The sequence below is a fragment of the Streptomyces sp. NPDC058157 genome (assembly GCF_042884105.1).
Taxonomy (GTDB): Bacteria; Actinomycetota; Actinomycetes; order Streptomycetales; family Streptomycetaceae; genus Streptomyces.
In genome coordinates this window covers 1-23,945 of sequence record NZ_JBHVUQ010000117.1, presented here as the reverse complement: position 1 = coordinate 23,945, position 23,945 = coordinate 1, and the positions used below count along the sequence as shown (strand labels likewise).

Sequence of the window (23,945 nt, the reverse complement as noted above, 5' to 3'; positions counted from 1 at the left end):
GGCAGGGGCGGAGCCCGTGGGAACGGTAGAAGGGCGGGCCCGGGCCGGTGTGGGGGGTGGCGCGGGCCCGGGAGGGGGTGCGGGGTTACGGGGCCGGGGTGTCGGCTGTGGCGGCCAGTTCGGCCGTGATGTCCGCCGGGCGGCGCCAGCCGCGTTCGCCTCGGGCCAGGAGCCAGGCCGTGGCCTCCTGCGGGGGCATGGCGGCCGCGACGAGCCAGCCCTGGACCGCGTCACAGCCCAGGTCCCGCAGCCGCTCCCAGGTCTCGTCGTCCTCCACGCCCTCGGCGACGACCAGCAGGCCCAGGGAGTGGGCCAGGTCGACCGTGCAGCGGACGATCTCCGCGTCCTGGGCGTCGACCGCGAGGCGGGCCACGAACGAGCGGTCGATCTTGAGCTCGCTGACGGGGAGGCGGCGCAGGTGGACCAGGGAGGAGTAGCCCGTGCCGAAGTCGTCCAGGGACATCTTCACGCCGTGGCCCGTGAGGCCCGCCATGGTGTCCGCCGCGCGCTGCGGGTCCTCCAGGAGGACGTGTTCCGTTATCTCCAGCTGCAGCCCGCTCGCGGGGACGCCGTGGCGGGCCAGGCGGGCGGCCACCGCGCCCGCGAAGCCGGGGGTGTGGACGTCGCGCGGGGAGACGTTGACCGCGACGGGGACCTTGAGCCCCTGGGCGCGCCAGCGGGCGACCTGGGCCAGGGCGGTCTCCAGGACGTACTCGGTGAGGTGCGGCATCAGGCCGGAGGTCTCGGCGATGGCGATGAACTCGTCGGGAGGGACCCGGCCGCGTTCCGGGTGGACCCAGCGGACGAGGGCCTCCAGGCCGGCCACCTGGCCGTCGAAGCGCACCTTGGGCTGGTAGTGGAGTTCCACCTCGCCCGCGTCCAGGGCGCGGCGCAGGTCGCCCAGGAGGCCGAGGCGGTCGGGCGTGTTGCTGTCGCGCTTGGACTCGTAGACCTCGACTCCCGTGCGGTCCCGCTTGGCCTGGTACATGGCCACGTCCGCCCGGCGCAGCAGGCCCTCCGCGTCCAGGGCGTGGTCGGGGAAGACGGCGAGGCCGGCGCTGGCCTCCAGGACGAGGGTGAGGCCGTCCAGGTCCAGCGGGGAGCTGAGCTCGGCGACCAGGTGGCGGGCGACGCGCTGGGCGCTGGTGGTGGAGTCGGTGGTGGGGAGGAGGACGGCGAACTCGTCTCCGCCGAGGCGCGCCGCCTCCGCCTCCTCCGGGAGGGCCTGCCGCAGGCGGGCGGCGATCTGGAGGAGGAGCCGGTCGCCCGCGAGGTGGCCGAGGGTGTCGTTGACCGCGCGGAAGCGGTCCAGGTCGATCAGCACAAGAGCTGACCGGGTGCCCAAACGTTCAGCCTCGTCCAGCGCGGACCAGGTCCGCTCCAGCAGCCACTGCCGGTTCGGCAGCCCGGTCAGCGGGTCGCGCAGCTGTTCCTCGGCGCGTGCCCGGGCGATCCACAGGGTGGAGTCGAGGGCGATGAGCGGTACGGCGAACAGCGGCAGCAGCACCGGCTGGGTGCTGGCGACCACGCAGATCAGCGGGGCGATGCCGAGCAGGGCGGCCGCCACCAGGGCCTGGCGCAGCAGGGCGGTGCGGGCCACGGTGGGCAGTCCGCCGCCGGGCGGGGTGAGGGCGAACCACAGCAGGGCCCGGGTGACGAGGAGGTAGGCGACGGCGACCAGGCCCACCTCGGGCGCGGCGGCCAGGTCCCAGGTGGTGGGCAGCCACGGCGTCTCCACGCTGGGCGCGTCCCCGAAGGCGGCCAGGACGAGGGCGCCCGCGCCGATGCCGAGGATGTCGACGGAGCCGTGCAGCAGCCCTTGCCGCCAGCGGTGCCGGCGGGCGGCCCCGACGAGGGAGACCACCGCGAGCGAGACCAGTCCGGCGGGGACCCAGCCGTAGAGGATGAGCACGCCGAGGGTGAGGGCGGCGCCCGACCCCGTGCCGCCCCACCAGCGGTCCCGGCCGAGGGCGACGAGGTGGCCGACGATGATGCCGGTGAGCAGGGCCAGCGCCCAGCCGACCGGGCCGCCCGGGAACAGCGCCTGACGGGCGGTCAGCGCGGCGGCGACCCCGCCCGCGAGCACCACGGCGGCGAGGCCCACGACGACGGCGGGCAGCACGGTGCGCCGCTGCTGTCCCGCTCCGGTGTCCAGAGGACGGGTCTGTGGCGTCCTGGCACCCAGGACACCGAGCCGGCCCGCCCGCAAGGACGGGGGTTCCCCGCCGAATTCAGGTGACGGGTCGGCGCTTTCGGTGGGTTTCATGCCCGTCCCTCTCACAGCCGGCGATGCCGATGTCGCGCGATGGCCCCGATGTCATGCCATCACGGCTGGAAGGCACCTCAGGCAGCCGTGCACGACAGGCGCACCCCACAACAGTAGGACGGGAGAGGCTCCCAGGGGCAGCAGTCGGCGGTGGTTGCCCGAATGCGACCCAGCCATCCTCATCAGTACGGTATCCGCCGAACGGGTGAGTTTGGACCAGGACCCCCCCGTCACCCCTCCGATGATCCGACAGCTCACCGGCCCCCGACCAGCCGCGTACCGGCCGTTTGCCACCGGGCGCCGCGCCCGGCGTGCGCCCGCCCGTACGGCCGCACGCCGCGCATCCGTTCGCGGTATCTACTCCCCTTCGGCCGCGCCGTCCAGGGGCAGCGCCGCCTCGCGGGCCGCGTCGGGCCCCTGTTCGAGCAGGACGGCGAACCCGGCGTCGTCGAGGACGGACAGCTTCAGCTGGACGGCCTTGTCGTACTTGGAACCGGGGTTGTCGCCGACCACGACGAAGGAGGTCTTCTTCGACACCGAGCCGGTCACCTTGGCGCCCCGGCTCTGCAGGGCCTCCTTGGCTCCGTCACGGGTGTGGCTCTGGAGGGTGCCCGTGACGACGACGGTCAGGCCCTCCAGCGGGCGCGGTCCCTCCTCCTCGCCGGAACCTTCCTCCTCCATCCGCACGCCGGCCGCACGCCACTTGCGGAGGATCTCCTGGTGCCAGTCGACGGCGAACCATTCCTTGAGGGAGGCGGCGATGATCGCGCCGACGCCCTCGGTCGCCGTCAGCTCCTCCTCGGTGGCCTGTTCGATGCGGTCGATCGACCGGAACTCGCGGGCCAGGGCCTCCGCGGCGACCGGGCCCACGTGCCGGATGGAGAGGCCGTTGATGATCCGGGCCAGGGGGCGCTGCTTGGCGGCGGCGATGTTCTCCAGCATGGCCAGGGCGTTCTTCTTCGGCTCGCCCTTCTGGTTGGCGAAGACCGTGACGATCTTCTCCTCGCCCGTCTTCGGGTCCCGCTTGGGCAGACCGCTGTCGGGGTCCCGGACGTACGCCTTGATGGGGAGGATGTCCTCGATGGTGAGGTCGAAGAGGTCGCCCTCGTCCAGCAGGGGCGGCTGCGCCGGCTCCAGGGGGCCGGTGAGGGCGGCGGCGGCGACGATGCCGAAGTTCTCGATGTCCAGGCTCTGCCGGCCGGCGAGGTAGTAGATCCGCTCGCGCAACTGGGCGGGGCAGGTCTGCCCGTTGGGGCAGCGGACGTCGATGTCGCCCTCCTTCATGGGGCGCAGGGCCGTCCCGCACTCGGGGCACTCCGCCGGCATCACGAACTCCCGCTCACTGCCGTCGCGCAGGTCCACCACCGGGCCCAGGATCTCCGGGATGACGTCGCCCGCCTTGCGCAGCACGACGGTGTCCCCGATGAGGACGCCCTTGGCCTTGACGACCTCCTGGTTGTGCAGGGTCGCGAACTCCACCTCCGAGCCCGCCACCGTCACCGGCTCCACCTGCGCGTACGGGGTGACGCGCCCGGTGCGGCCGACGCCGACCTTGATGTCGATCAGCTTGGTGTTGACCTCTTCGGGGGCGTACTTCCAGGCGATCGCCCAGCGCGGGGCGCGGGCGGTGGAGCCGAGCCGGCCCTGGAGGGCGATCTCGTCGAGCTTGACGACGACCCCGTCGATCTCGTGCTCCACGGAGTGGCGGTTCTCGCCGAAGCGGGTGATGAACGCGCGCACCTCCTCCAGGGTGGACACCACCGCGTTGTGCCGCGCGGTGGGCAGGCCCCATTCGCGCAGCAGCTCGTACGCCTGCGACTGCCGCTCGATGTCGAAGCCCTCGCGGGCGCCGATGCCGTGCACCACCATGTGGAGCGGGCGGGTCGCGGTGACCTTGGGGTCCTTCTGGCGCAGCGAGCCGGCCGCGGCGTTGCGCGGGTTGGCGAAGGGCTTGCCCTCGGCCTCCACCAGGCGGGCGTTGAGCTCCTCGAACTTCTCCATCGGGAAGTACACCTCGCCGCGGATCTCGACGAGGGCCGGGATCCGGTCCCCCTTGAGGCGGTCCGGGATCTCGGCGATGGTGCGGACGTTGGGCGTGATGTCCTCGCCCGTGCGGCCGTCGCCGCGGGTGGCGGCGCGGGTCAGGCGGCCGTTCTCGTACGTGAGGTTGACGGCGAGGCCGTCCACCTTGAGCTCGCACAGGTAGTGGTAGTCCGGGGTGTTCACGTCCCGGGCGACCCGCTCGGCCCAGGCGGCGAGCTCCTCGTCGTCGAAGGCGTTGTCGAGGGAGAGCATCCGCTCGCGGTGCTCGACGGAGGCGAAGTCCGTCTCGTACGCCCCGGCCACCTTCTGGGTGGGCGAGTCGGGGGTGCGCAGCTCCGGGTACTGCTCCTCCAGGGCCTCCAGCGAGCGCAGCAGCTGGTCGAACTCGGCGTCGCTGACGACCGGCTGGTCGTTCACGTAGTACCGGAAGCGGTGCTCCTCGACCTGCTCGGCGAGCAGCTGGTGCTGCTCGCGCGCCGCCGTCGGTACTGCCGTGTCCTGCTGTTCGGCTGCCATTGCCGTGTCCTCCCGTGGCCCGTCCTCGACCGTCACTCAGGGTTGTCGGCGAGGGACCTCGCCGCCCTGACGCAATGGGCCTGCACCGCGCGGGCGTAGGCGGGCGAGGCGCCCGCCAGACCGCACGACGGGGTGACCACGACGGACTCGGCCAGAGTCCCCGGGGCCAGCCCCAGCCTGCGCCAAAGCTTCCTGACACCCATGACGCTACCGCCCGGGTCCGACAACGGGCCGTCGGTGCCCGGCACCACTCCGGCGAAGAGTTTCATGCCGCCTTCGACGGCTTCGCCGATGGCGTCGTCCTCGCGCTCGGTGAGCAGGGAGAAATCGAACGAGACGGCCGCCGCGCCGGCCCGGCGCAGCAGGGCGAAGGGCACGTCGGGGGCGCAGGAGTGGACGACGACCTCCCCGTCGTGGACGGAGAAGAGGTCGCGCAGGGCGCTCTCGACGACCTGCCGGTCGACGGCCCGGTAGGTGCGGTAGCCGCTGGCGGAGCGCACCCGGCCGCTCAGGACGGCGGTGAGCGAGGGCTCGTCGTACTGGAGCACGATCTCGGCGCCCGGGACGCGCTTCTTGACGTCGGCGAGGTGGCCGCGCAGGCCTTCGGCGAGGGAGGCGGCCAGGTCGCGGCAGGCTCCGGCGTCCTGGAGGACGGCCTCGCCGCCGTGCAGTTCGAGGGCGGCGGCCAGCGTCCAGGGCCCGACGGCCTGGACCTTCAGCCTGCCGGTGTGGCCCTGGGTGAACTCCTCCAGCGCGTCGAGGTCCTCACCGAGCCAGGAGCGGGCCCGGCGGGTGTCGCGGCCGGGGCGGTCGCTGATCCGCCAGCCGCTGGGCTCGACGTGGGCGTAGAGGTCGACGAGCAGCCCGAGGGAGCGGCCGATCATGTCGGCGCCGGGTCCGCGGGCGGGGAGCTCGGGCAGGTACGGGAAGTCCTCGAAGGAGCCCGTCGCGGTCTTGGCGGCCTCGCGGGCGTCGCCGCCCGGCAGGGATCCGACGCCGGTGGCGCCCGCGGTCATCGGCCGGGCCTCACGCTCAGGTCGTTGACCTCGGCGTCGCGCGGCAGGTCGACGGCCATGACGATGGTGGTGGCCACGGACTCGGGGTCGATCCAGGCGGCCGGGTCGTACTCCTTGCCCTCCTGCGAGTGGACCTTGGCCTGCATGGGGCTGGCGGTGCGGCCGGGGTAGACGGAGGTGACGCGGATGCCGTTGGCCTTCTCCTCCCCGCGCAGGGAGTCGGCGAGGGCCTTGAGGCCGTGCTTGGAGGCGGCGTAGGCGCTCCACTCGGCGTGGGCGGTGAGGCCGGCACCGGAGTTGACGAAGACGACGGTCGCCTTGGAGGCCCGCAGGGTGGGCAGCAGGAGGCGGGTGACCTCGGCGGGGGCGATGAGGTTGACGTTGAGCTGCTGGTGCCAGGTCTTGGGGCGCAGCTCGCCGACGGGGCCGAGGTCGACGATCCCGGCGATGTGCAGGAGGGAGTCGATCCGCTCGGGCATCGGCTGCTTGGAGAACGCCCACGACAGCCGGTCGGGGTCCGCGAGGTCGCCGACGAGGGTCCCCGCGCCGGGGTAGCGCTCGACGAGCTGCCGGGCGCGGGCGGCGTCGCGGGCGAGCAGGACGAGGTCGTCGCCGCGGGCGTGGAGGCGGGCGGCGACGGCGGCGCCGATGCCGGAGCCGGCGCCGGTGATCAGGTGAGTAGGCATACGGCCATGCTCGCACCCCGGGCCCGCCGTCGGCCCCGCCACCCGGGGCCCGTCGGCGCGGGGGGCGTCAGAGCCCGGCGGACTCGCGGATGGCCGCGGCCGTCTTCGTGGCGTCGTAGCCGGCCGGGACGCCCTCGACGAGGAGGATGTCGCCGGGGATGTGGCGGGTGCGCAGCGGGAGGATCTCCTGGTAGGCGGGGGACGCGTACCAGGCGCGGGCGCGCTCGATGTCCGGGAAGGCGATGATCACGAGGTCGCCGGGGAAGGACCCCTCCAGGACCTCGACCGGGTTGCCGTGGACGAGGAAGCGGCCCTCGAAGGGGTCCATCGTGGCCTGGATCGTCTCGATGTAGCGGAGGATCTCCTCGTTCATCGTCTCGGGACGTATGTGGCCGATGGCGTAAGCGGTCATGTCTGGCTCCCGATTCCCTTGTCAGGACGGCTTGTCGATCTCATCCTGGCAGGGCGCGGGGGGCCGGTCGATTACCTCCGGGGTCATGTGTCACATGGGCTGGTGGGCCTCGGCGGCCGCGGGCCGGAAGGTGCGGCGGTAGGCGATCGGGGAGACGCCGAGGGACGCGCGCATGTGCTGGCGCAGGGAGTTGGCGGTGCCGAAGCCCGCGCGGTGGGCGACCAGGTCGACGGGCAGGTCGCTGGACTCCAGCAGGTCGCGGGCGACTTCGAGCCGCTGGGCGGTGAGCCACTGCACCGGGGTCATGCCGACCTCGTCGCGGAAGCGGCGGGTGAAGGTGCGCAGGCTCATCCGGGCGTGGGCGGCGAGCTCGGCGAGGCTGACCGGTTCGGCGAGGCGTTCCAGGGCCCAGGCGCGGGTGGCGGTGGTGCTGGCGACCGTGGGTTCGGGGACGGGGCGGTCGATGTACTGGGCCTGCCCGCCGTCGCGCCAGGGCGGTACGACGCAGACGCGGGCGGCCCGGTTGGTGACGGCGGCGCCGTGGTCGCGGCGGATCAGGTGCAGGCACAGGTCGACGCCGGCGGACACCCCGGCCGAGGTCAGCACGTCCCCGTCGTCGACGAAGAGCACGTCCTCGTCGACGCGGACGCTCGGGTAGGCGCGGCGGAACTCCCGGGCCAGGTTCCAGTGGGTGGTGGCGGGCCGGCCGTCGAGGAGTCCGGCGGCGGCGAGCACGTAGGAGCCGGTGCAGATGGACACCAGGCGGGTGCCGGGGCGGATCCCCGCGATGGCCGCGGCGACGGCGGGCGGCAGCGGCCCGCCGAGGCCCAGCTCGGGCATGGCGTGGGTGGGAGGGACGATCACGGTGTCGGCGGCGGCGAGCGCTTCGGGTCCGGCGGCGGGCTGGAGGGTGAAGCCGGAGTCACTGGGCACGGGGAGCCCGTCGGCGGTGCAGACCACGACCTCGTAGAGGGCCGCGCCGTCGTCGTCCACGGCGCTGCCGAAGACCCGGGAGGGGATGCCCAGCTCGAACGGGGGGAAGCCCGGCAGGGCCAGTACCGCGACCAGGTGCCTGCCGTCGGCGCCGCTCCCGGTGCGGGTCGCTTCCTTCGTGCCGTCCGGTGTCTCGCTCATGGCCAGATCCTGTCACATAGTGGCCAAACGGCCAACACCAAGAAGGTGCGCGGTGCCCCAGTCTGAGACACGTCGCCGGGAAACGGCCCGGTATCAGACGGAAACGAACGGAATGAGGCAGACGGACATGCGCGCGATCGTCGTGAACGAGTGGGGCGGCCCGGAGAACCTGGTCGAGCGGGAGATCGACCGGCCCGAGCCCGGCCTGGGCGAGGTCCTCGTCCGGGTCCACGCGGCCGGCGTGAACCCGGTCGACTGGAAGACCCGGGCCAGCGGCGCCCTGATCACCTGGGGCGAGACCCCGATCGTCGGCTGGGACGTGTCCGGCACCGTCGAGGCGGTCGGCCCGGGCGTCACCCTCTTCGCCCCCGGCGACGAGGTGTACGGGATGCCGCACTTCCCGCGCCAGGCGGGCGGCTACGCCGAGTACGCGGTCGCCCCGGCCCGGCAGCTGGCGGCGAAGCCCGCCTCGCTGAGCCACGTCGAGGCCGCGGCCCTGCCGCTGGCCGCGCTCACCGCCTGGCAGGCGCTGGTGGACACCGCGGACGTGCGCCCCGGAGAGCGGGTCCTGGTGCACGCGGCGGCCGGCGGGGTCGGACACCTGGCGGTACAGATCGCCAAGGCGCGCGGGGCGTACGTGATCGGCACGGCCAGCGCGGGCAAGCACGAGCTGCTGCGTTCGCTGGGCGCGGACGAGGTCGTGGACTACCGCGCGGTGGCCTTCGAGGAGGTCGTCTCGGACGTCGACGTGGTCCTGGACGGCCTCGGCGGCGAGGTCGCCGAGCGCTCCCTCTCGGTGCTGCGCGAGGGCGGCCGGCTGGTCACCCTGCCCGGCCCGGACGACGTCCCGGCCGACACGCGCGGCTTCCGCGCGCAGTGGGTGCTGGTCGAGCCCGACCGGCTCGGGCTGCGCGAGATCGCCGCATTGGCGGACGACGGCGTGCTGAAGCCGCTGGTGGAGACGGTGCTGCCGCTGGAGCAGGCCGCGAAGGCGCACGAGCTCGGCGAGCGGGGCCGGACCACCGGCAAGATCGTCCTGACGGTGGTCTGAGCCGGCGCCTCAGGCGGAGGCGGAGGCGGTGGCGGAGGCGGCCCGGGTGGTCGTGGCGATGGTGGCGGAGCCGACCACGCGGGTGCCGTCGTAGAGCACGATCGCCTGGCCGGGGGCCACGCCGCGGACCGGCTCGGTGAAGCGGACGCGCAGCTCGCCGTCCACGACCTCGGCGAAGACCTCCGTCTCGCCGCCGTGGGCGCGCAGCTGGGCGGTGTAGGTGCCCGCGGCGGCCTCGGTGGCGCCGCACCAGCGGGGGCGGATCGCGGTGAGGGCGGTGACGTCGAGGGCCTCGACGGGGCCGACGGTGACGGTGTTGTTCACCGGCGAGATGTCGAGGACGTAGCGGGGCTTGCCGTCGGGGGCGGGGTGGCCGATGCGCAGGCCCTTGCGCTGGCCGATGGTGAAGCCGTACGCCCCGTCGTGGGTGCCGACCTTCTCGCCGGTCGCCCCGTCGACGATGTCGCCCTCGGCCTTGCCCAGGCGCTTGGCGAGGAAGCCCTGGGTGTCGCCGTCGGCGATGAAGCAGATGTCGTGGCTGTCGGGCTTCTTCGCCACGGCCAGGCCCCGGCGCTCGGCCTCGGCGCGGATCTCGTCCTTGGTGGTGACGGTGTCGCCGAGCGGGAAGAGGGCGTGGGCCAGCTGCTTCTCGTCGAGGACACCGAGGACGTAGGACTGGTCCTTGGCGATGTCGGAGGCACGGTGCATCTCGCGCGTGCCGTCCTCCTTCTCCACGATGGTCGCGTAGTGGCCCGTGCACACGGCGTCGAAGCCGAGGGCGAGGGCCTTGTCGAGGAGCGCCGCGAACTTGATCTTCTCGTTGCAGCGCAGGCAGGGGTTCGGGGTGCGCCCGGCCTCGTACTCGGCGACGAAGTCCTCGACGACGTCCTCGCGGAAGCGCTCGGCGAGGTCCCAGCAGTAGAAGGGGATGCCGATGACGTCGGCGGCGCGGCGGGCGTCGCGGGAGTCCTCGATGGTGCAGCAGCCGCGGGCGCCGGTCCGGAAGGACTGCGGGTTCGCGGAGAGCGCCAGGTGGACGCCCGTGACGTCGTGCCCGGCCTCGACCGCGCGCGCGGCGGCGACGGCGGAGTCCACGCCGCCGGACATGGCGGCGAGGACACGGAGGGGGCGGGCGGTGCGCGGCAGGTTCTCAGTCATAGCGCCTTCCAGGGTACGGGGAACCGGGCGGGGTCACAGCGCGTTATCGGCAGTGGGGGGTGGATCACATGACCGAGAAGGGCACGAAGCAGGGCGCGAAGGGGAAGGGCGGGGGCCGGACCCGGCGGGCGGTGCTGCTCGGCGGGCTCGGGGCGCTCGCGGTGGGCGCGCTGTCCGCGCAGGACGAGATCCGGCGGGCCTGGTGGCTGCTGCCGGGGGTGAGCAAGCCGCGCAAGGAGGGGGAGGTGGACTCCCCCGGAGTGAGCTGGACGGCGGCCTCGCCGGCGAACTGGCGGCTGGCCGACCGGCCCGACGACTACCGGGTGGACCGGATCGTCGTGCATGTCACGCAGGGGGACTTCGCATCGTCGGTGGGCGCCTTCCAGAACCCGTTCCACAAGGCGTCGGCGCATTACATAGTCCGCCAGGACGGGCATGTGGAGCAGATGGTGCGCGAGCTGGACGTCGCCTTCCATGCCGGGAACCGGTCCATGAACGAGCGCAGCGTCGGCATCGAGCACGAGGGCTTCATCGACCGCCCGCAGGACTTCACGGACGCGATGTACGCGGCGTCGGCGCGGCTGGCGGCGGACGTCTGCCGGAGGTACGGCATACCGGTGGACCGGAGGCACCTCCTGGGGCACTCGGAGGTCCCGGGCGCCGACCACACCGACCCGGGACCGCACTGGGACTGGGACCGCTACCTGCGGCTGATCCGCGAGGAACTCGCCCGGCCCGCCCCGGCGAAGGCGGGCTAGGCCGGCCGGGGCGGGCTAGCTCAGGCCTGCCGTGCGGGCGCGGGCCACCGCCGGGCCGATGGCCGCCGCGACGGCTGCCACGTCCTCCTTGGTGGAGGTGTGCCCCAGCGAGAAGCGCAGGGTGCCGCGGGCCAGCTGGGGGTCGGTGCCGGTGGCGAGCAGGACGTGGCTGGGCTGGGCGACGCCCGCGGTGCAGGCGGAGCCGGTCGAGCACTCGATGCCCTGCGCGTCCAGGAGCAGCAGCAGCGAGTCCCCCTCGCAGCCGGGGAAGCTGAAGTGGGCGTTGGCGGGGAGCCGGTCCTCGGGGTCCCCGCCGAGGACGGCGTCGGGCACGGCCGTCAGGACGGCGCGGACCAGCTCGTCGCGCAGCGCGCCGACCTCGGCGGCGAACCGCTCGCGCCGCTCGGCGGCGAGTACGGCGGCCACCGAGAAGGCGGCGATGGCCGGCACGTCGAGGGTCCCGGAGCGGACGTGCCGCTCCTGGCCGCCGCCGTGCAGGACGGGGACGGGGGTCTGATCGCGGCCGAGGAGGAGGGCGCCGATGCCGTAGGGGCCGCCGATCTTGTGGCCGCTGACGGTCATCGCGGCGAGGCCGCTGTCACCGAAGCGGACGTCGAGCTGTCCGACGGCCTGGACGGCGTCCGAGTGCAGCGGGATGCCGTGCTCCCGGGCGATGGCGGCCAGTTCGCGGACCGGCATGACGGTGCCGATCTCATTGTTGGCCCACATGACGGTGGCCAGGGCGACGTCGTCGGGGTTGCGCTCGACGGCCTCGCGGAAGGCCTCGGGGCTGACCCGGCCGTAGTGGTCGACCGGCAGGTACTCGACGTCGGCCCCTTCGTGCTCGGCGAGCCAGTGGACGGCGTCGAGGACGGCGTGGTGCTCGACGGGGCTGGCGAGGACACGGGTGCGGGCCGGGTCGGCGTCGCGGCGGGCCCAGTAGAGCCCCTTGACAGCGAGGTTGTCCGCCTCGGTGCCGCCCGCGGTGAAGACCACCTCGCTGGGGCGGCCGCCGAGCGCTTCGGCGAGGGCCTCGCGGGCCTCCTCGACGGTGCGGCGGGCACGGCGGCCGGCGGCGTGCAGTGAGGAGGCGTTACCGGTGGCGGCGAACTGCGCGGTCATCGCCGCGGCGGCTTCCGGGAGCATCGGCGTGGTCGCGGCGTGGTCGAGGTAGGCCATGATTTTTTGATTCTACGAGCCCCTCGGCCCCCGGGTCCCCGCCCGGGGGCCCTTGGTCGGACCAGGGGGGTCGGGGCGGGGCTGCCTGCTTGCCTCCGGGGGCGGGGTCGGGGAGGACGGGACTCCGGCCGGGGCGGTGGCGCGACGGCTGGCCGGGACCACGAGGGTCGGGGTCTGACCTGGGCGGTCTCAGAGCCGGTCTGGGGGTTTCCCGTCAGTCCCACTGTCCTTCCGGTGCGGGCCGCCCTGTCAAGGGCGCTCCTTCGTCGCGTCGCTACGCGATGGCCTTCGGCCACCCTTGACAGCCCGTCCCGCCCCGGAAAGACAAGGACTGCCGGGAAGCCCCCAGAAGAACGGCACGGTCCATCGATGGACATACGGCCGGATCAGCGATCAGGCGGGCTGACCGGGGGCCGGCAGACATCCCTTCCGGCCCGATATCCATGCCATGCAGGGCCTCCCTCCGCCCCAGATCGCTACGCGCTCCTCGAATACGGGCGACTGCCAGCCGTCTGGGGTTGCTGCCTGCACGAAATGCCGACGAGAAGGCCATCGGGCGACCTCAGGCGCGTCCGATCGCTACGCGCTCCTGGATTTCCGGCGTCCGGCGGCCGTCTTGGGCCGGGATGCTCTGCGGATCGGCTTTTGGGTTCCGTCACCAGCCAAAGACGGCGGCCGGACGCCGGGATTTCGGCAGCGCGTAGCGAGCTGGGGCGCCGATTCGCCCCGGATGCCGCTCCGTTCGTCATTTCGTGCAGGTATCAGCCCGAGACGGCAGTCCGCCGCCGAGATCTGGGCAGCGCGTAGCGATCTGACGCGCCTGGGTGCTCCGCAGGCCAGTCGATTCGTCATCGGGTGCGGGTATCAGCCCCAGACGGCCGCCGGACGCCGAAATGCGAGGAGCGCGTAGCGATCCGGGGCGCCTGGGGGTCCCGGATGACGAACCCATCGTCCTCCGGAGGGGAGATCAGCCCCTGACGACTGGTAGACGCCTGGGAGACAGGAGCGCGTAGCGATTTGTCGCGTCCAACGGCCCCGGATGACGAATCAGTCGTCCTTCGGCGACAGCAGCGACCCCGGGCGGCTGGTAGACGCTGAGATGAGAGGAGCGCGTAGCGATCTGACGCGTGGGGGCGGCCCCGGAGGGAATTCGTATCGGCCCGGATGGATGTCTGCCGGCCCCCGACGACCCCGACTGGTCCCTGATCCGGCCGTATGTCCATGGATCCTCCGTCCCGTTCCTTTGGGGGTTTCCCGACAGTCTTCGTTTTTCCGTGGCGGGACGGTCTGTCAAGGGTCGCCGTAGGCGATCGCGAAGCGACGCGACCGAAGGGAGCGCCCTTGACAGGGCGGCCCGACGCGGAAGGACGATGAGACTGGCGGGAAACCCCCAAGCCGGCTCCGAGACCGCCCCGCCGAGACCCCGCCCTCCCCCGGCCCCGCCCTCCCCCGCCCCGCGAGCCCCTAGCGCGGGGCTCGGGCCAGTTGGCGGGACTGGGCTACCAGGCGGTCTTCGGAGTCCCAGACCTCCGCGTCCTCCTCCAGGAAGCCGCCTGCGAGGTTGCGGGTGACGATGCCGATGCGGAGGGGGCCCGGGGCCGGGCGGTGGCGGATGTGGGTGGTGAGTTCGACGGTCGGGGCCCAGCCCAGGAGGCCGAGGTCGAAGGCGGTCGGGGGAAGGGCGTCCACCGCGAGGAGCAGGGACAGGGGGTCCGCGTCGCGGCCGTCGGCCAGCTCGAACCAGGCCCGCATCTCGCCCTTGCCCGAGGGCGCCCCGACGGCCCAGCCCGCCGTCGCCGGGTCCAGCCTCAGCCGGAGCCGGTCCACGATGGCGCTGCTGCCCGGGATCGGGGCCGGGCCGGCCTCGGCGCCGAGGCAGTCCCCGTAGGCGGGCATCACGGGCGGCCGGGCGACCGTGTGGACGCTGTCGGGGAGCGCCGCGAGGTCCCCGTACGAGGCGAGGACGCGGATGCGCTCGACCTCGGCGCCGTTCTCGTCGTACTGGAAGAGGGAGGCCTGGCCGGTGGAGAGGGTGCGGCCGACCCTGACGACCTCGGTGCGGATCACGGCGGGGCCGGGCACGGAGGAGGTCAGGTAGTGGGCCGACACCGTGAAGGGGTCCGGGTGCGGCAGGGCCGCCGACAGGGCCCGGCCGACCAGGGCCAGCAGGTAGCCGCCGTTCACGGCGGTGATGATCGTCCAGCCGGCGGAGAGCTCCGCGTCGTACACCCCGGGCTCGCCCGCGCGGGGCGTGATGGTGGTGTCGCGGTCGAATTCGCTGTCGCCGATGGATGCCTTGGCCGCTGCATGTGACATGCGAACGAGGTTACCCGCGGAAGCTACTAAGCGGTAGCTTTTGTTTTCGGGGTGGAGGACCTAGGGTTCTTCGGCCACCGAGGAGCGGCGGTTCCAGGCCAGCGGGGCCCGCCAGTGGAACTGCATCGCCAGGATGCGCAGCACGAAGGTGGTGACGATCGCGAGGGCGGTCGTCAGGGGGTTCAGGACGTCGAAGCTGATGAACAGGGCGATCATCGTGGCGCCCACGACGGCGGGGACGGCGTACATCTCGCGGTCGCGGAGCAGCGAGGGGACCTCGTTGGCGAGGACGTCGCGCAGGACGCCGCCGCCGACGGCGGTGGCCACGCCCAGGGCGGCGGAGGAGGTCAGGCCGAGGCCGTACTCGTAGGCCTTGGTCGTGCCCGACACGCAGAACAGGCCGAGACCGGCGGCGTCACAGACGTTGATGGCCCGGTTGATGCGCTGGACCTCGGGGTGGAGGAAGAAGACCAGCGCGGCGGCGAGCAGCGGCGTCACGAAGAAGCTGAGCTCGCTGAAGGCGGCGGGCGGGACCGCACCGATGCAGAGGTCGCGGAAGAGGCCGCCGCCCAGGGCGGTGACGAGGGCGAGTACGGCGATGCCGAAGACGTCGAAGTTCTTGCGGACGGCCAGGAGGGCTCCGGCCAGCGCGAAGACGAAGATGCCCGCGAGGTCCAGGGCGTGCTGGACGCCGGGCGGGAAGAGATCGTGGAACACGTCGTCATTGTCGCCTGGCCGGCGGGGCCTGGCTGCCAGGGGCTCCGCCGGTAGGTGGGTGGGGGTGGGGCGGGGTCGGGGGTTCCGCTGCGCGGAGCCGTCTCCCCGCCCCGCCCTTTCTCCGTTTCCGCCTCAGACGCCGGCGGGGCTCGAAGACCCTGGGGCTCCGCCCCAGGCCCCGCGCCTCAAACGCCGGCGGGGCTGAGAGTGCCAGTGGGACTGGGAGGTGCCGGTGGGGCTGGGAGGTGCCGGTGGGACTGGGGTGGCTCAGACGCTGGCCGGGGTGGGTTCCGTCGGTGTCTGGTCCGGGGCGTTCTCCGGGTGGTGGCAGGCCACCTGGTGGCCCGTTTTGAGGGCGACCAGTGGGGGGTCCTGGGTCTTGCAGATCTCCGTGGCCTTCCAGCACCGGGTGTGGAAACGGCAGCCGGGCGGCGGGGAGATCGGGGACGGGACGTCGCCCTTGAGGAGGATGCGGCCGCTCTTGACCCCGCGGCGCCTCGGGTCCGGGACGGGGACCGCGGAGAGCAGGGCGTTGGTGTACGGGTGCATCGGGGACTCGTACAGCGACTTGCGGTCCGCCAGCTCCACGATCTTGCCGAGGTACATCACCGCGATGCGGTCCGAGACGTGCCGGATGACCGAGAGGTCGTGCGCGATGATCACGTACGTCAGCCCGAGCTCCTGCTGGAGGTCGTCCAGCAGGTTGACCACCTGGGCCTGGATCGACACGTCCAGCGCCGAGACCGGCTCGTCCGCGACGACGAGCTTCGGCTTGAGGGCCAGCGCGCGGGCGATGCCGATGCGCTGGCGCTGGCCGCCGGAGAACTCGTGCGGGTAGCGGTTGTAGTGCTCCGGGTTCAGGCCGACCAGGGACAGCAGGCGCTGCACCTCCGCCTTGACCCCGCCCTCCGGGGTGACCCCCTGGAGGTTGAAGGGGGCCGAGACGATCGCGCCGACCGTGTGGCGCGGGTTCAGGGAGCCGTAGGGGTCCTGGAAGATCATCTGCACGTCGCGGCGCAGCGGGCGCATCTGGGAGACGCCGAGGTGGGTGATGTCCCGGCCCTCGAACTCGATGCGGCCTGCGCTGGGCTCCAGGAGACGGGTGATGAGGCGGCCCATCGTGGACTTGCCGCAGCCCGACTCGCCGACGACGCCGAGCGTCTCACCGCGCCGGACCTCGAAGTCGATCCCGTCGACGGCCTTCACGGCCCCGGTCTGGCGGCGCAGCAGCCCCTTGTTGATGGGGAAGTGCTTGACCAGGCCGGAGACCTTGAGGAGTGCCTCCGCCTCGGAGGGCTTGTTCATGTCGGTCACAGCTTCGGCGCAATCTCTTCGGTCCAGATCCGGGTCCGCTCCTCCTGCGACATGTGGCAGGCGGACCAGTGCCGGCTGCCGTCCTCGGTCAGCTCGGGGCGCTGGGTGCGGGTGATGCCGCCCTTGGGCACGTCGGCGTAGGGGCACCGGGGGTTGAAGGCGCAGCCGCTCGGGATGTTGATGAGGCTGGGCGGCGAGCCCTTGACCGGGATGAGCCGGTCGGTCTGGTCGCGGTCGATGCGCGGCATGGAGCCGAGGAGGCCCCAGGTGTAGGGGTGCCGGGGCTCGTAGAAGACCTTCTCGGCGGAGCCCCGCTCGACGCAGCGGCCGCCGTACATCACGAGGAGGTCGTCGGCCATCTCGGCGACCACGCCGAGGTCGTGCGTGATCATGATGACCGCGGAGCCGAACTCCTTCTGCAGGTCGCGGATCAGGTCGAGGATCTGCGCCTGGACGGTGACGTCGAGGGCGGTGGTCGGCTCGTCCGCGATGAGCAGCTCGGGGTTGTTGACCAGGGCCATGGCGATCATGGCGCGCTGGCGCATGCCGCCGGAGAACTCGTGCGGGTAGGCGTCCACGCGCCGGTGGGGCTCGGGGATGCCGACGCGGTCGAGCATCTCGACGGCGCGGGTGCGGGCCGTCTTCTTGTCGACGTCGTGGTGGGTCCGGTAGGCCTCGATGATCTGCTTGCCGACCGAGTAGTACGGGTGCATGGCCGAGAGCGGGTCCTGGAAGACCATCGCCATCTTGCGGCCGCGCAGCCGGCGGACGTGGTCGGCGGAGGCGCTGACGAGCTCCTCGCCGTCGAGGACGACCTCGCCGGAGATGTGCGGGCGGCTGCGGGTGTTGCCGGTGCGGTGCAGGCCCATGATGGCGAGCGAGGTGACGGACTTGCCGGAGCCGGACTCGCCCACGATGCCGAGGGTCTTGCCGCGTTCGAGGTCGAAGGAGAGGCCGTCGACGGACTTCACGAGGCCGTCGTCGGTCGGGAAGTGCACCTTCAGGTCGCGCACGGACAGGAAGGGGGTCCCGTCGGCCGGGCCTCCCTGCTCGGGCACGAAGGCGGGCGCGCCGTTGTTCTGGTTCTCGGTCACGTCAGCCTCACGCGCGGGTCGATGACGGCGTACAGCAGGTCCACGATCAGGTTGGCCAGGACCACGAACAGCGCGGCGAGCAGGGTGACGCCCATGATCACGGGCAGGTCGCCGGCGCTGATGGCGGCGACGGCCGCCGTCCCCAGGCCCTGGAAGTTGAACGTGGTCTCGGTGAGCACCGCACCGCCGAGGAGGCCGCCGAGGTCCAGGCCGAACATGGTGACGATCGGGGTGAGGGTGGAGCGCAGGGCGTGCTTGCGGATGACCACGCCCTCCTTGAGGCCCTTGGCCCGGGCGGTGCGGATGTAGTCCTCGCCGAGGACCTCGAGCATGGTCGCCCGGGTGATGCGGGCGTAGGTCGCGGCGAAGAGGAAGGCGAGGGTGACCCAGGGCAGGATCAGGCTGTTGAGCCAGGCCAGCGGATCCTCGGTCAGGGGTTTGTAGTTGGAGACGTCGAGCCAGCCGAGGCTGTAGACGAAGATCGCGGGGGCGACCATGCCGGTGAAGAAGATCGGCAGGGAGACGCCGGCGAGTGCCCCGACCATCACGGTGCGGTCGATGGCGGTCCTGCGTTTGAGTGCGGAGACGACGCCGGTGGCCACGCCCGCGAGCACCCAGATGACCGCTGCGCCGAGGGCGAGCGAGAGGGTGACGGGGATGCGGTCCATCATGGTCTGCCAGACGGGCGCCTCGGTCTTGAAGGAGTAGCCGAAGCACGGGGCGGCGCAGTGGGTGACGCCCGTGCCGCCGTCGTAGTCGCGGCCGGCGAAGATTCCCTTGACGAAGAGCAGGTACTGCTCGGAGATCGGCTTGTCGAAGCCCATCTTGACGCGGATGCCCGCCAGGGCGGTCTCGTTGGTCTCGCGTCCGGCGTACATGAGCGCGGGATCGCTGCCGGTCAGCTTCGGGACCGCGAAGAAGATGCCGAAGGTGACCACGGAGACCACCAGCAGCGTGGCGGCGACGTTGAACAGCCGCCGTATGAGGTAGACGAGCACTGCAGTCGGCCGCCCGGCGCGGGTGGCCGCCGCCCCTCGTGGGGGTCGGCGGCCACCGCCTGCGGCCTTCACCTGCCCTTCGGACTAGCGCATGTGCGGTGAAGGCACTTGCCTGTGGTGTTACGTGGTACGTGACGGATCGGGCCGGGGCCCGGCCGGCGCTGTTACTGCTTGATGCCCACCGTGGCGAGGTCGATCTTGCCGAAGGACTCGTTGAAGTAGACGTTCGTCAGGCGCGGGTTGTGGTAGACGAGCGCCTTGTCGAAGTTGATCGGGAGGTAGAGCGCCTTCTCCATGACCTTCTGGTTGATCTGGGTGTAGAAGGGGGCGGCCTCTTCCGGAGTCTTGGTGGCGGCCGTCTTGAAGAGGCCGTTGATCTCCGGGTCGTTGATCATCGTGTAGTTGTTGTTGCCGTTCGGCAGGATGAACGAGCCGTCGACCAGCGGCTGGAGGAAGCCCGAGCCGGAGTTGTAGTCGGCGCCCCAGCCCATGACGATGATGCCGTAGTTCTTCTTCTTCACGTTCTCGGGCGAACCGATCACGGAGGAGCTGAGCTTGCCGTCGAACTGGTCGATCGTCGCCTTGATGCCGACCTTGGCGAGCGAGGCCTGGAGGGACTCGGCGGTCTTCACCTCGGGCGCCTTGTTGTTGCGCACCGCGATGGTGGTCTCGAAGCCGTCCGGCTTGCCGCAGGCCTTCAGGGCCTCCTTGGCCTTGGCCTCCTGCGACTTGCCCTTCGTCAGACCGAACGGGTCGTAGGCCTTGTCCGAGCCGGGGACGCCGGGCGGCAGCATGTTCGCGCCGAGGTCACCGCTGGTCGGGCCACCGCGGGCGGTCTGCAGGGACTTCGGGTCGGCCGCGTAGATGACGGCCTTGCGGCACTCGATGTTGTCGAACGGCGCGACCGTGGTCGGGAAGGCGAAGTAGCGGATGTAGCCCGTGAACGGGTTGTCCGCGTTCTTCTTGAGGTTCGCGTCCTTGAGGATCTTGTTCTTCGCGGCCTGCTGCACGCCGGTGCCGTCGATGGCGAGGTCGATGTCGCCGGAGAGCAGGCGCTGGTCCATGTCGTCCGGGTTGGTGGTCACCGTGAAGGAGACCTTGTCCGGCAGGCCCTTGCGGATCGGGTCCGTCTTCGGGTCCCAGTTCTCGTTGCGGACGAAGGTCGCGCCCTTGCCCGCGGTGAAGCTCTCCACCTTGTAAGGACCGGTCGAGACCGGCTTGTTGGTGTAGGTGGCGCCCGTGTCCTTGCCCACCGGGACGGGCGAGGAGGTCGGCATGGCCAGCAGGTAGTTGAAGTCGGCGTTGGGGTTCGCCAGATTGAAGACGATCGTCTTGTCGTCCGGCGTCTGGACCGACTTCAGGCCCATCTTGTCCGGGTCGGTGTCCTTGTAGGGGCCGGGGTACTTCTGGCCCTGGTCGAGGACGTCGATCAGGTAGGTCGGGCCGCCGGACAGCACGTCCTGCGCGAAGACGCGCTCGATGCCGTACTTGACGTCCTTCGAGGTGATCGGCGTGCCGTCCTCGAACTTCACGCCGTCCTTGAGCTTGACGGTGTAGGTCTTGCCGTCGTTGCTGACGACCGGCAGGGCCTCGGCGAGGTCCGGGACGGCCTTGGTGCCGTCCTTGCCCGGCTTCGCGTCGTAGGCGAGCAGGCTGCGGACGTACAGGCGCTGGATGTCCCAGACGAAGCCGTAGTAGGCGCGGGCCGGGTCGAGGTAGTCGACGTCCTGCGGGGACCAGAGCTTGAGCTCGCCGCCCTTGGCGTCGGAGGCGTTGATGACGCCGTCGGCGGCGCCGCTGTAGCCCTTGCCGCTCTCGGCGGCGTCCGCCTTGTCGTCCTTCTTGTCCCCGCCGCCACCGCACGCGGCGGTCATCGACAGGGCGGCGATCACGGCGGCGATCGCGAGAGCCTGCTTTCTGCGGATCACGGTTGTCCAACCTCCATAGGTGGTGAATCGAAGAAGCGGTTCAGCTGCCCTTGGGGTCGAGTGCGTCACGCAGCCCGTCCCCGAAGAGGTTGAACGCCAGGACGGTGATGAAGATCGTCATACCGGGGACCACCATGTACATGGGGTCGTCCTGGTAGATGGGGACGGCGTCGGAGAGCATCTTTCCCCAGGACGAGGTGGGGGGCTTGACGCCGGCGCCCAGGAAGCTGAGGGCCGCTTCCGTCAGGATGTTGGTCGGGATGATCAGCGTGGTGTAGACGAGGATCGGCGCGACCAGGTTCGGCATCAGCTCCTTGACGAGGATGTAGCCGCGGCCGGCGCCGAGGCTGCGCGCCGCCTCGACGTACTCGCGTTCCCGCAGGGAGATCGTCTGGCCGCGGACGATGCGTCCGATGTACGGCCAGCCGAAGAAGCCGATGACGAGGATGAGCACGCCCATCCGCACGCCCGAACCCTCGAAGCCCCAGACGGAGTTGGGGACGACGGAGACCAGGGCGATGGTGAACAGCAGCTGCGGGAAGGCCAGCAGCAGGTCCATGAGGCGGCTGATGAGACCGTCGACCCAGCCGCCGATGAAGCCGGCGAGGGCGCCCAGGAAGCTGCCGAGGACCACCGAGACGAAGGCGGCCAGGAAGGCGACGATCAGGGAGATGCGGGCGCCGTAGACGATCCGGCTGAAGACGTCGCGGCCGTTGGTCGGCTCGACACCCAGCAGGTAGTCGGAGCTGATGCCGCCGAAGGAGCCGAGCGGTGTGCCCAGGTCGGGGTCGATCAGGTCCTCGTGGAACTCGTTGGGGTCGTGGCCCAGCAGCTTCACGATCAGCGGCGCGAGGATCGCCACCAGGATCAGCAGGATCACGACCACGCCGCCGGTCAGCGCGACCTTGTCGCGCTTGAGCCGCATCCAGGCGATGCGTCCGGGCGAGCGGCCTTCGATGGCCTTGGCAGGGACGTCGGCTACGGACACGGGAGCGGGCGTTTCCGCGCTCGTGTCGTGCAGTGGTGCCGTCATCGTGGTGGGGACCCCTCTCGGCCGACGGTGGTCGGCCCATGCCCGCCGCTGTGGCGGCGTTGGTGCGGAGTGGCGCTCGGAGTGCTCGGGACACGGTGGGACGCGGGCGTGCCGGGTCGGGAGGTGCGTGAGTACTGCGAGAACTGCGGGAGGTGCAGGAGCTGCAGGAATTGCGGAGGTGCGTGCGGTGCGGGACTGCGGGAAGTGCAGGGCGGTGCGCGAGGAAATGCGAAGACTGCGGACGTGCGGAAGTGCGGGAAGTGCTGTGCGGAGCGACAAGCGGATGGCACGTGCCGAACCGGGTTCTGGAGGACTGACCGGCTCTTGGGTGGGGAGTCTTCATCGGGCGCTCGACCAGCCGCCAGACCCGCAGATGAAAGGATGCGCAACCGTGATCTGAGGCTTGAGTTCCCGTTATCCGGACTCGGCTCGCGGCTCAGCGGAGCAACACCGTCCGTTCGGTATCCAAACGGACATGGCGCCCAACTCAGTGGAGGGGTGCGCCAATTGGGCGCCCATCACGGGCGAAATCCGGACAAGGCGAAGGCCGCCGGGAGCGGTGCTTCCCGACGGCCCGACGTCCTTCCGGACGGCCCGTCTCACGGTGCGGGCATACCCTGAAATGTCCCTGTAACAGGACCGGTGACGCGCTCGGCGGCTCAGTAGGCGGCCGCCTGGCCCTCCCGGTCGTAGAAGGGGCGGGTCTGCGCGCGCAGCCACATGGCCACCGGATCGTGCTCGTCCGCCAGCGCGACCGTGCAGACCGGAACGCCCTCGGGCACCGCGCCGACCGACTGGCGCATCATCTCGCGCACGGACTCCAGCGCGGGCGCGGAGGCGTCGTACAGGTCGAGGCCGACGGCGAGGTAGGCCGACCCCAGCGCGGGCTGCACCCAGGCGCGGCGCAGCGAGCGCACGGCGGGGGTGCGGTGGGCGTGCTGGGTCAGCAGGCCGTAGAACTGCGGGAGCTCCAGGGCGGGCTCGGACAGCCGCAGCGGCCCGGCCGGCATCCGGTCCAGGCCGGTCGCGACCCGGCGCAGGTCCGCCCAGGGGATGCCGAGGCCGCCGCCCTGGGCGTGCGGGTTGACCCACAGGCCCCAGCGGTCGGGGTAGAGGGCCCGGGCGATGTCCCGGCCGGTGACCACCTCGTAGCCGCGGTTCCAGCCGCTGGCGGCCAGTTCCTGCGGGGAGGTCACGCAGGGCGCGTAACCCAGGCCCTCGACCTCCATGCCGCCGTACTGGGCGTCCGGCGAGCCCGGCTGCCCCTGCCAGAGCAGCATCCACAGCCGGCCCTCGGCGAGGGCGTGCAGGAATGACTCGTAACTCTCATAGCGCCCGGGAGTCACCTGGCGCAGCATGTGCTCGACCTGCCCGGCCGCGGCCGTGCCTGACGCACTCACCCGGGTACCCCTCTTCGTCTTCGTCCGCCCGTCGTCTCCACGTCCCGAACAGCTTAAGCGGCGCTACGGGAGGTAGAAGGGGCGCACGCGCTCACGAATCCAGTCCGTGACCGGGTCCTCGGCGGCCTCCAGCAGGATCAACTGCACGGGCCACGGCGCCGGTACGCGGGCCAGGGCGCGGCCGAGCGCCTCCAGCGGGGCGGTCCGGGTGCCGGCGTCCCATCCCACCAGCTGGACACCGATGTAGAGCTCGGGGGCCTTGCCCTCGACGCTGGCCAGGCAGCGGTGCGCGGCGGTGACGACGCCGGTGGCGCGGAACTCGTCGGCGGCGGCGGACAGGAAGTCGACGGGGTCGTCCTGCCAGTCGGGCTCGAACAGCCGGACGCGGGCGCCGCTGGCGGGGCCGTCGAGCTCGGTGCGGCCGGCCCGGCAGAGCTGGGCGACCGCGGCGGGGGGCAGGGGGACGCCGACGGCGCCCTCGGGGTTCACGGCGATGCCGAGCTGCGGGGGCAGGCCGCGGGCGAACTCCACTGCGGGGGCGACGGCGAAGTCCATGGCGGGGCCGGCGGCGAAGCGGAACTGGGCCTCGGAGCTGTAGACGGGGACGTACGCCTCGCCGGCGATCAGCATGGTGGGGAGGTCGAGGGAGGTGCTGTCGGGGCCGCCGCCCTGGGGGAGCGGGATCCAGACCTGGCTGCGGCCGAGGGCCTCCAGGATGCGGGGGCCTGCGTCCGGCTGGCCGAGGGCCGTTCCGAGCACCTGCTCCAACTCGTTCGCCGGCCAGCCGTTGCCGTGCATGTGCCCCTGCCTTTGTGTGCGTGTCGCGTGTGTGGCCCCGAGGCTATCCGGTGCCGGGTACCGCTGCGCGGGCCGTCTCCCCGCCCCGCCCTTTCGCCGTTTCCTGGGGGCTCCGCCCCCAGACCGGC

Annotated in this window: 19 protein-coding genes; 2 read left to right on the top strand and 17 right to left on the bottom strand. The window is 71.9% G+C overall.

What is annotated here, in order from left to right; genetic code table 11:
• Nucleotides 1–85: 85 nt before the first annotated feature.
• The 6 genes from ACFVXK_RS25680 to ACFVXK_RS25655 form a co-directional block, all read right to left on the bottom strand.
• Nucleotides 86–2,266 carry a putative bifunctional diguanylate cyclase/phosphodiesterase gene (locus ACFVXK_RS25680; protein WP_389615445.1) on the bottom strand — a complete coding sequence of 727 codons (2,181 nt, stop codon included), beginning with the start codon at nt 2,264–2,266 and terminating at the stop codon, nt 86–88.
• A 357-nt stretch (nt 2,267–2,623) separates the two neighbouring features.
• Complete coding sequence (gene ligA, locus ACFVXK_RS25675) at nt 2,624–4,825, bottom strand: NAD-dependent DNA ligase LigA (RefSeq protein ID WP_389615443.1); 2,202 nt, start codon at nt 4,823–4,825, stop codon at nt 2,624–2,626.
• Between the two features lie 32 nt (nt 4,826–4,857).
• Complete coding sequence (locus tag ACFVXK_RS25670) at nt 4,858–5,841, bottom strand: methionine synthase (protein ID WP_389615441.1); 984 nt, start codon at nt 5,839–5,841, stop codon at nt 4,858–4,860.
• Nucleotides 5,838–6,527 carry an SDR family oxidoreductase gene (locus ACFVXK_RS25665; RefSeq protein ID WP_389615439.1) on the bottom strand — a complete coding sequence of 230 codons (690 nt, stop codon included), beginning with the start codon at nt 6,525–6,527 and terminating at the stop codon, nt 5,838–5,840. The genes ACFVXK_RS25670 and ACFVXK_RS25665 overlap by 4 nt, the downstream gene beginning before the upstream one ends.
• A gap of 67 nt (nt 6,528–6,594) precedes the next feature.
• Entirely contained in the window at nt 6,595–6,939 is a 345-nt protein-coding gene (locus ACFVXK_RS25660) for a DUF1330 domain-containing protein (protein ID WP_389615437.1), read from the bottom strand.
• 90 nt (nt 6,940–7,029) lie between these two features.
• On the bottom strand, nt 7,030–8,073 hold the full coding sequence (locus ACFVXK_RS25655) for a GlxA family transcriptional regulator (RefSeq protein WP_389615435.1): 1,044 nt from the start codon (nt 8,071–8,073) through the stop codon (nt 7,030–7,032).
• 127 nt (nt 8,074–8,200) lie between these two features.
• Here ACFVXK_RS25655 and ACFVXK_RS25650 point away from each other — a divergent pair, with 127 nt between their 5' ends.
• On the top strand, nt 8,201–9,124 hold the full coding sequence (locus tag ACFVXK_RS25650; protein ID WP_389615451.1) for an NADP-dependent oxidoreductase: 924 nt from the start codon (nt 8,201–8,203) through the stop codon (nt 9,122–9,124).
• Between the two features lie 9 nt (nt 9,125–9,133).
• Here ACFVXK_RS25650 and mnmA read toward each other — a convergent pair whose 3' ends face one another.
• Nucleotides 9,134–10,282: a tRNA 2-thiouridine(34) synthase MnmA gene (gene mnmA, locus ACFVXK_RS25645; protein ID WP_389615433.1), complete on the bottom strand. Its 1,149-nt coding sequence runs from the start codon at nt 10,280–10,282 to the stop codon at nt 9,134–9,136.
• A 68-nt stretch (nt 10,283–10,350) separates the two neighbouring features.
• On the opposite strand from mnmA, the gene ACFVXK_RS25640 reads away from it, so the two are divergent.
• Nucleotides 10,351–11,040, top strand: coding sequence for an N-acetylmuramoyl-L-alanine amidase (locus ACFVXK_RS25640; protein WP_389615431.1), 690 nt, complete (start codon nt 10,351–10,353; stop codon nt 11,038–11,040).
• 15 nt (nt 11,041–11,055) lie between these two features.
• On the opposite strand, the gene ACFVXK_RS25635 is transcribed toward ACFVXK_RS25640, so the two are convergent.
• From ACFVXK_RS25635 to ACFVXK_RS25590, 10 genes are all read right to left on the bottom strand, one after another.
• A complete protein-coding gene (locus ACFVXK_RS25635) occupies nt 11,056–12,219 on the bottom strand; it encodes a cysteine desulfurase family protein (RefSeq protein ID WP_389615429.1) in 1,164 nt (387 codons plus the stop codon).
• 1,464 nt (nt 12,220–13,683) lie between these two features.
• Nucleotides 13,684–14,535, bottom strand: coding sequence for a thioesterase family protein (locus ACFVXK_RS25630; protein ID WP_389615427.1), 852 nt, complete (start codon nt 14,533–14,535; stop codon nt 13,684–13,686).
• A 60-nt stretch (nt 14,536–14,595) separates the two neighbouring features.
• On the bottom strand, nt 14,596–15,252 hold the full coding sequence (locus ACFVXK_RS25625; protein ID WP_389615425.1) for a trimeric intracellular cation channel family protein: 657 nt from the start codon (nt 15,250–15,252) through the stop codon (nt 14,596–14,598).
• A 267-nt stretch (nt 15,253–15,519) separates the two neighbouring features.
• Nucleotides 15,520–16,557: an ABC transporter ATP-binding protein gene (locus tag ACFVXK_RS25620; RefSeq protein WP_389615423.1), complete on the bottom strand. Its 1,038-nt coding sequence runs from the start codon at nt 16,555–16,557 to the stop codon at nt 15,520–15,522.
• Between the two features lie 5 nt (nt 16,558–16,562).
• On the bottom strand, nt 16,563–17,624 hold the full coding sequence (locus tag ACFVXK_RS25615; protein ID WP_389615449.1) for an ABC transporter ATP-binding protein: 1,062 nt from the start codon (nt 17,622–17,624) through the stop codon (nt 16,563–16,565).
• Between the two features lie 32 nt (nt 17,625–17,656).
• Nucleotides 17,657–18,658: an ABC transporter permease gene (locus ACFVXK_RS25610; RefSeq protein WP_389615421.1), complete on the bottom strand. Its 1,002-nt coding sequence runs from the start codon at nt 18,656–18,658 to the stop codon at nt 17,657–17,659.
• A 164-nt stretch (nt 18,659–18,822) separates the two neighbouring features.
• A complete protein-coding gene (locus ACFVXK_RS25605) occupies nt 18,823–20,532 on the bottom strand; it encodes an ABC transporter substrate-binding protein (protein WP_389615447.1) in 1,710 nt (569 codons plus the stop codon).
• Nucleotides 20,533–20,626: 94 nt separating this feature from the next.
• A complete protein-coding gene (locus tag ACFVXK_RS25600) occupies nt 20,627–21,619 on the bottom strand; it encodes an ABC transporter permease (protein ID WP_389615419.1) in 993 nt (330 codons plus the stop codon).
• A 659-nt stretch (nt 21,620–22,278) separates the two neighbouring features.
• Entirely contained in the window at nt 22,279–23,019 is a 741-nt protein-coding gene (locus ACFVXK_RS25595; protein WP_094191883.1) for an enhanced serine sensitivity protein SseB C-terminal domain-containing protein, read from the bottom strand.
• Nucleotides 23,020–23,082: 63 nt separating this feature from the next.
• Nucleotides 23,083–23,817, bottom strand: a complete 735-nt coding sequence (locus ACFVXK_RS25590; protein WP_389615416.1) for an enhanced serine sensitivity protein SseB — start codon at nt 23,815–23,817, stop codon at nt 23,083–23,085.
• Between the last annotated feature and the right edge of the window lie 128 nt (nt 23,818–23,945).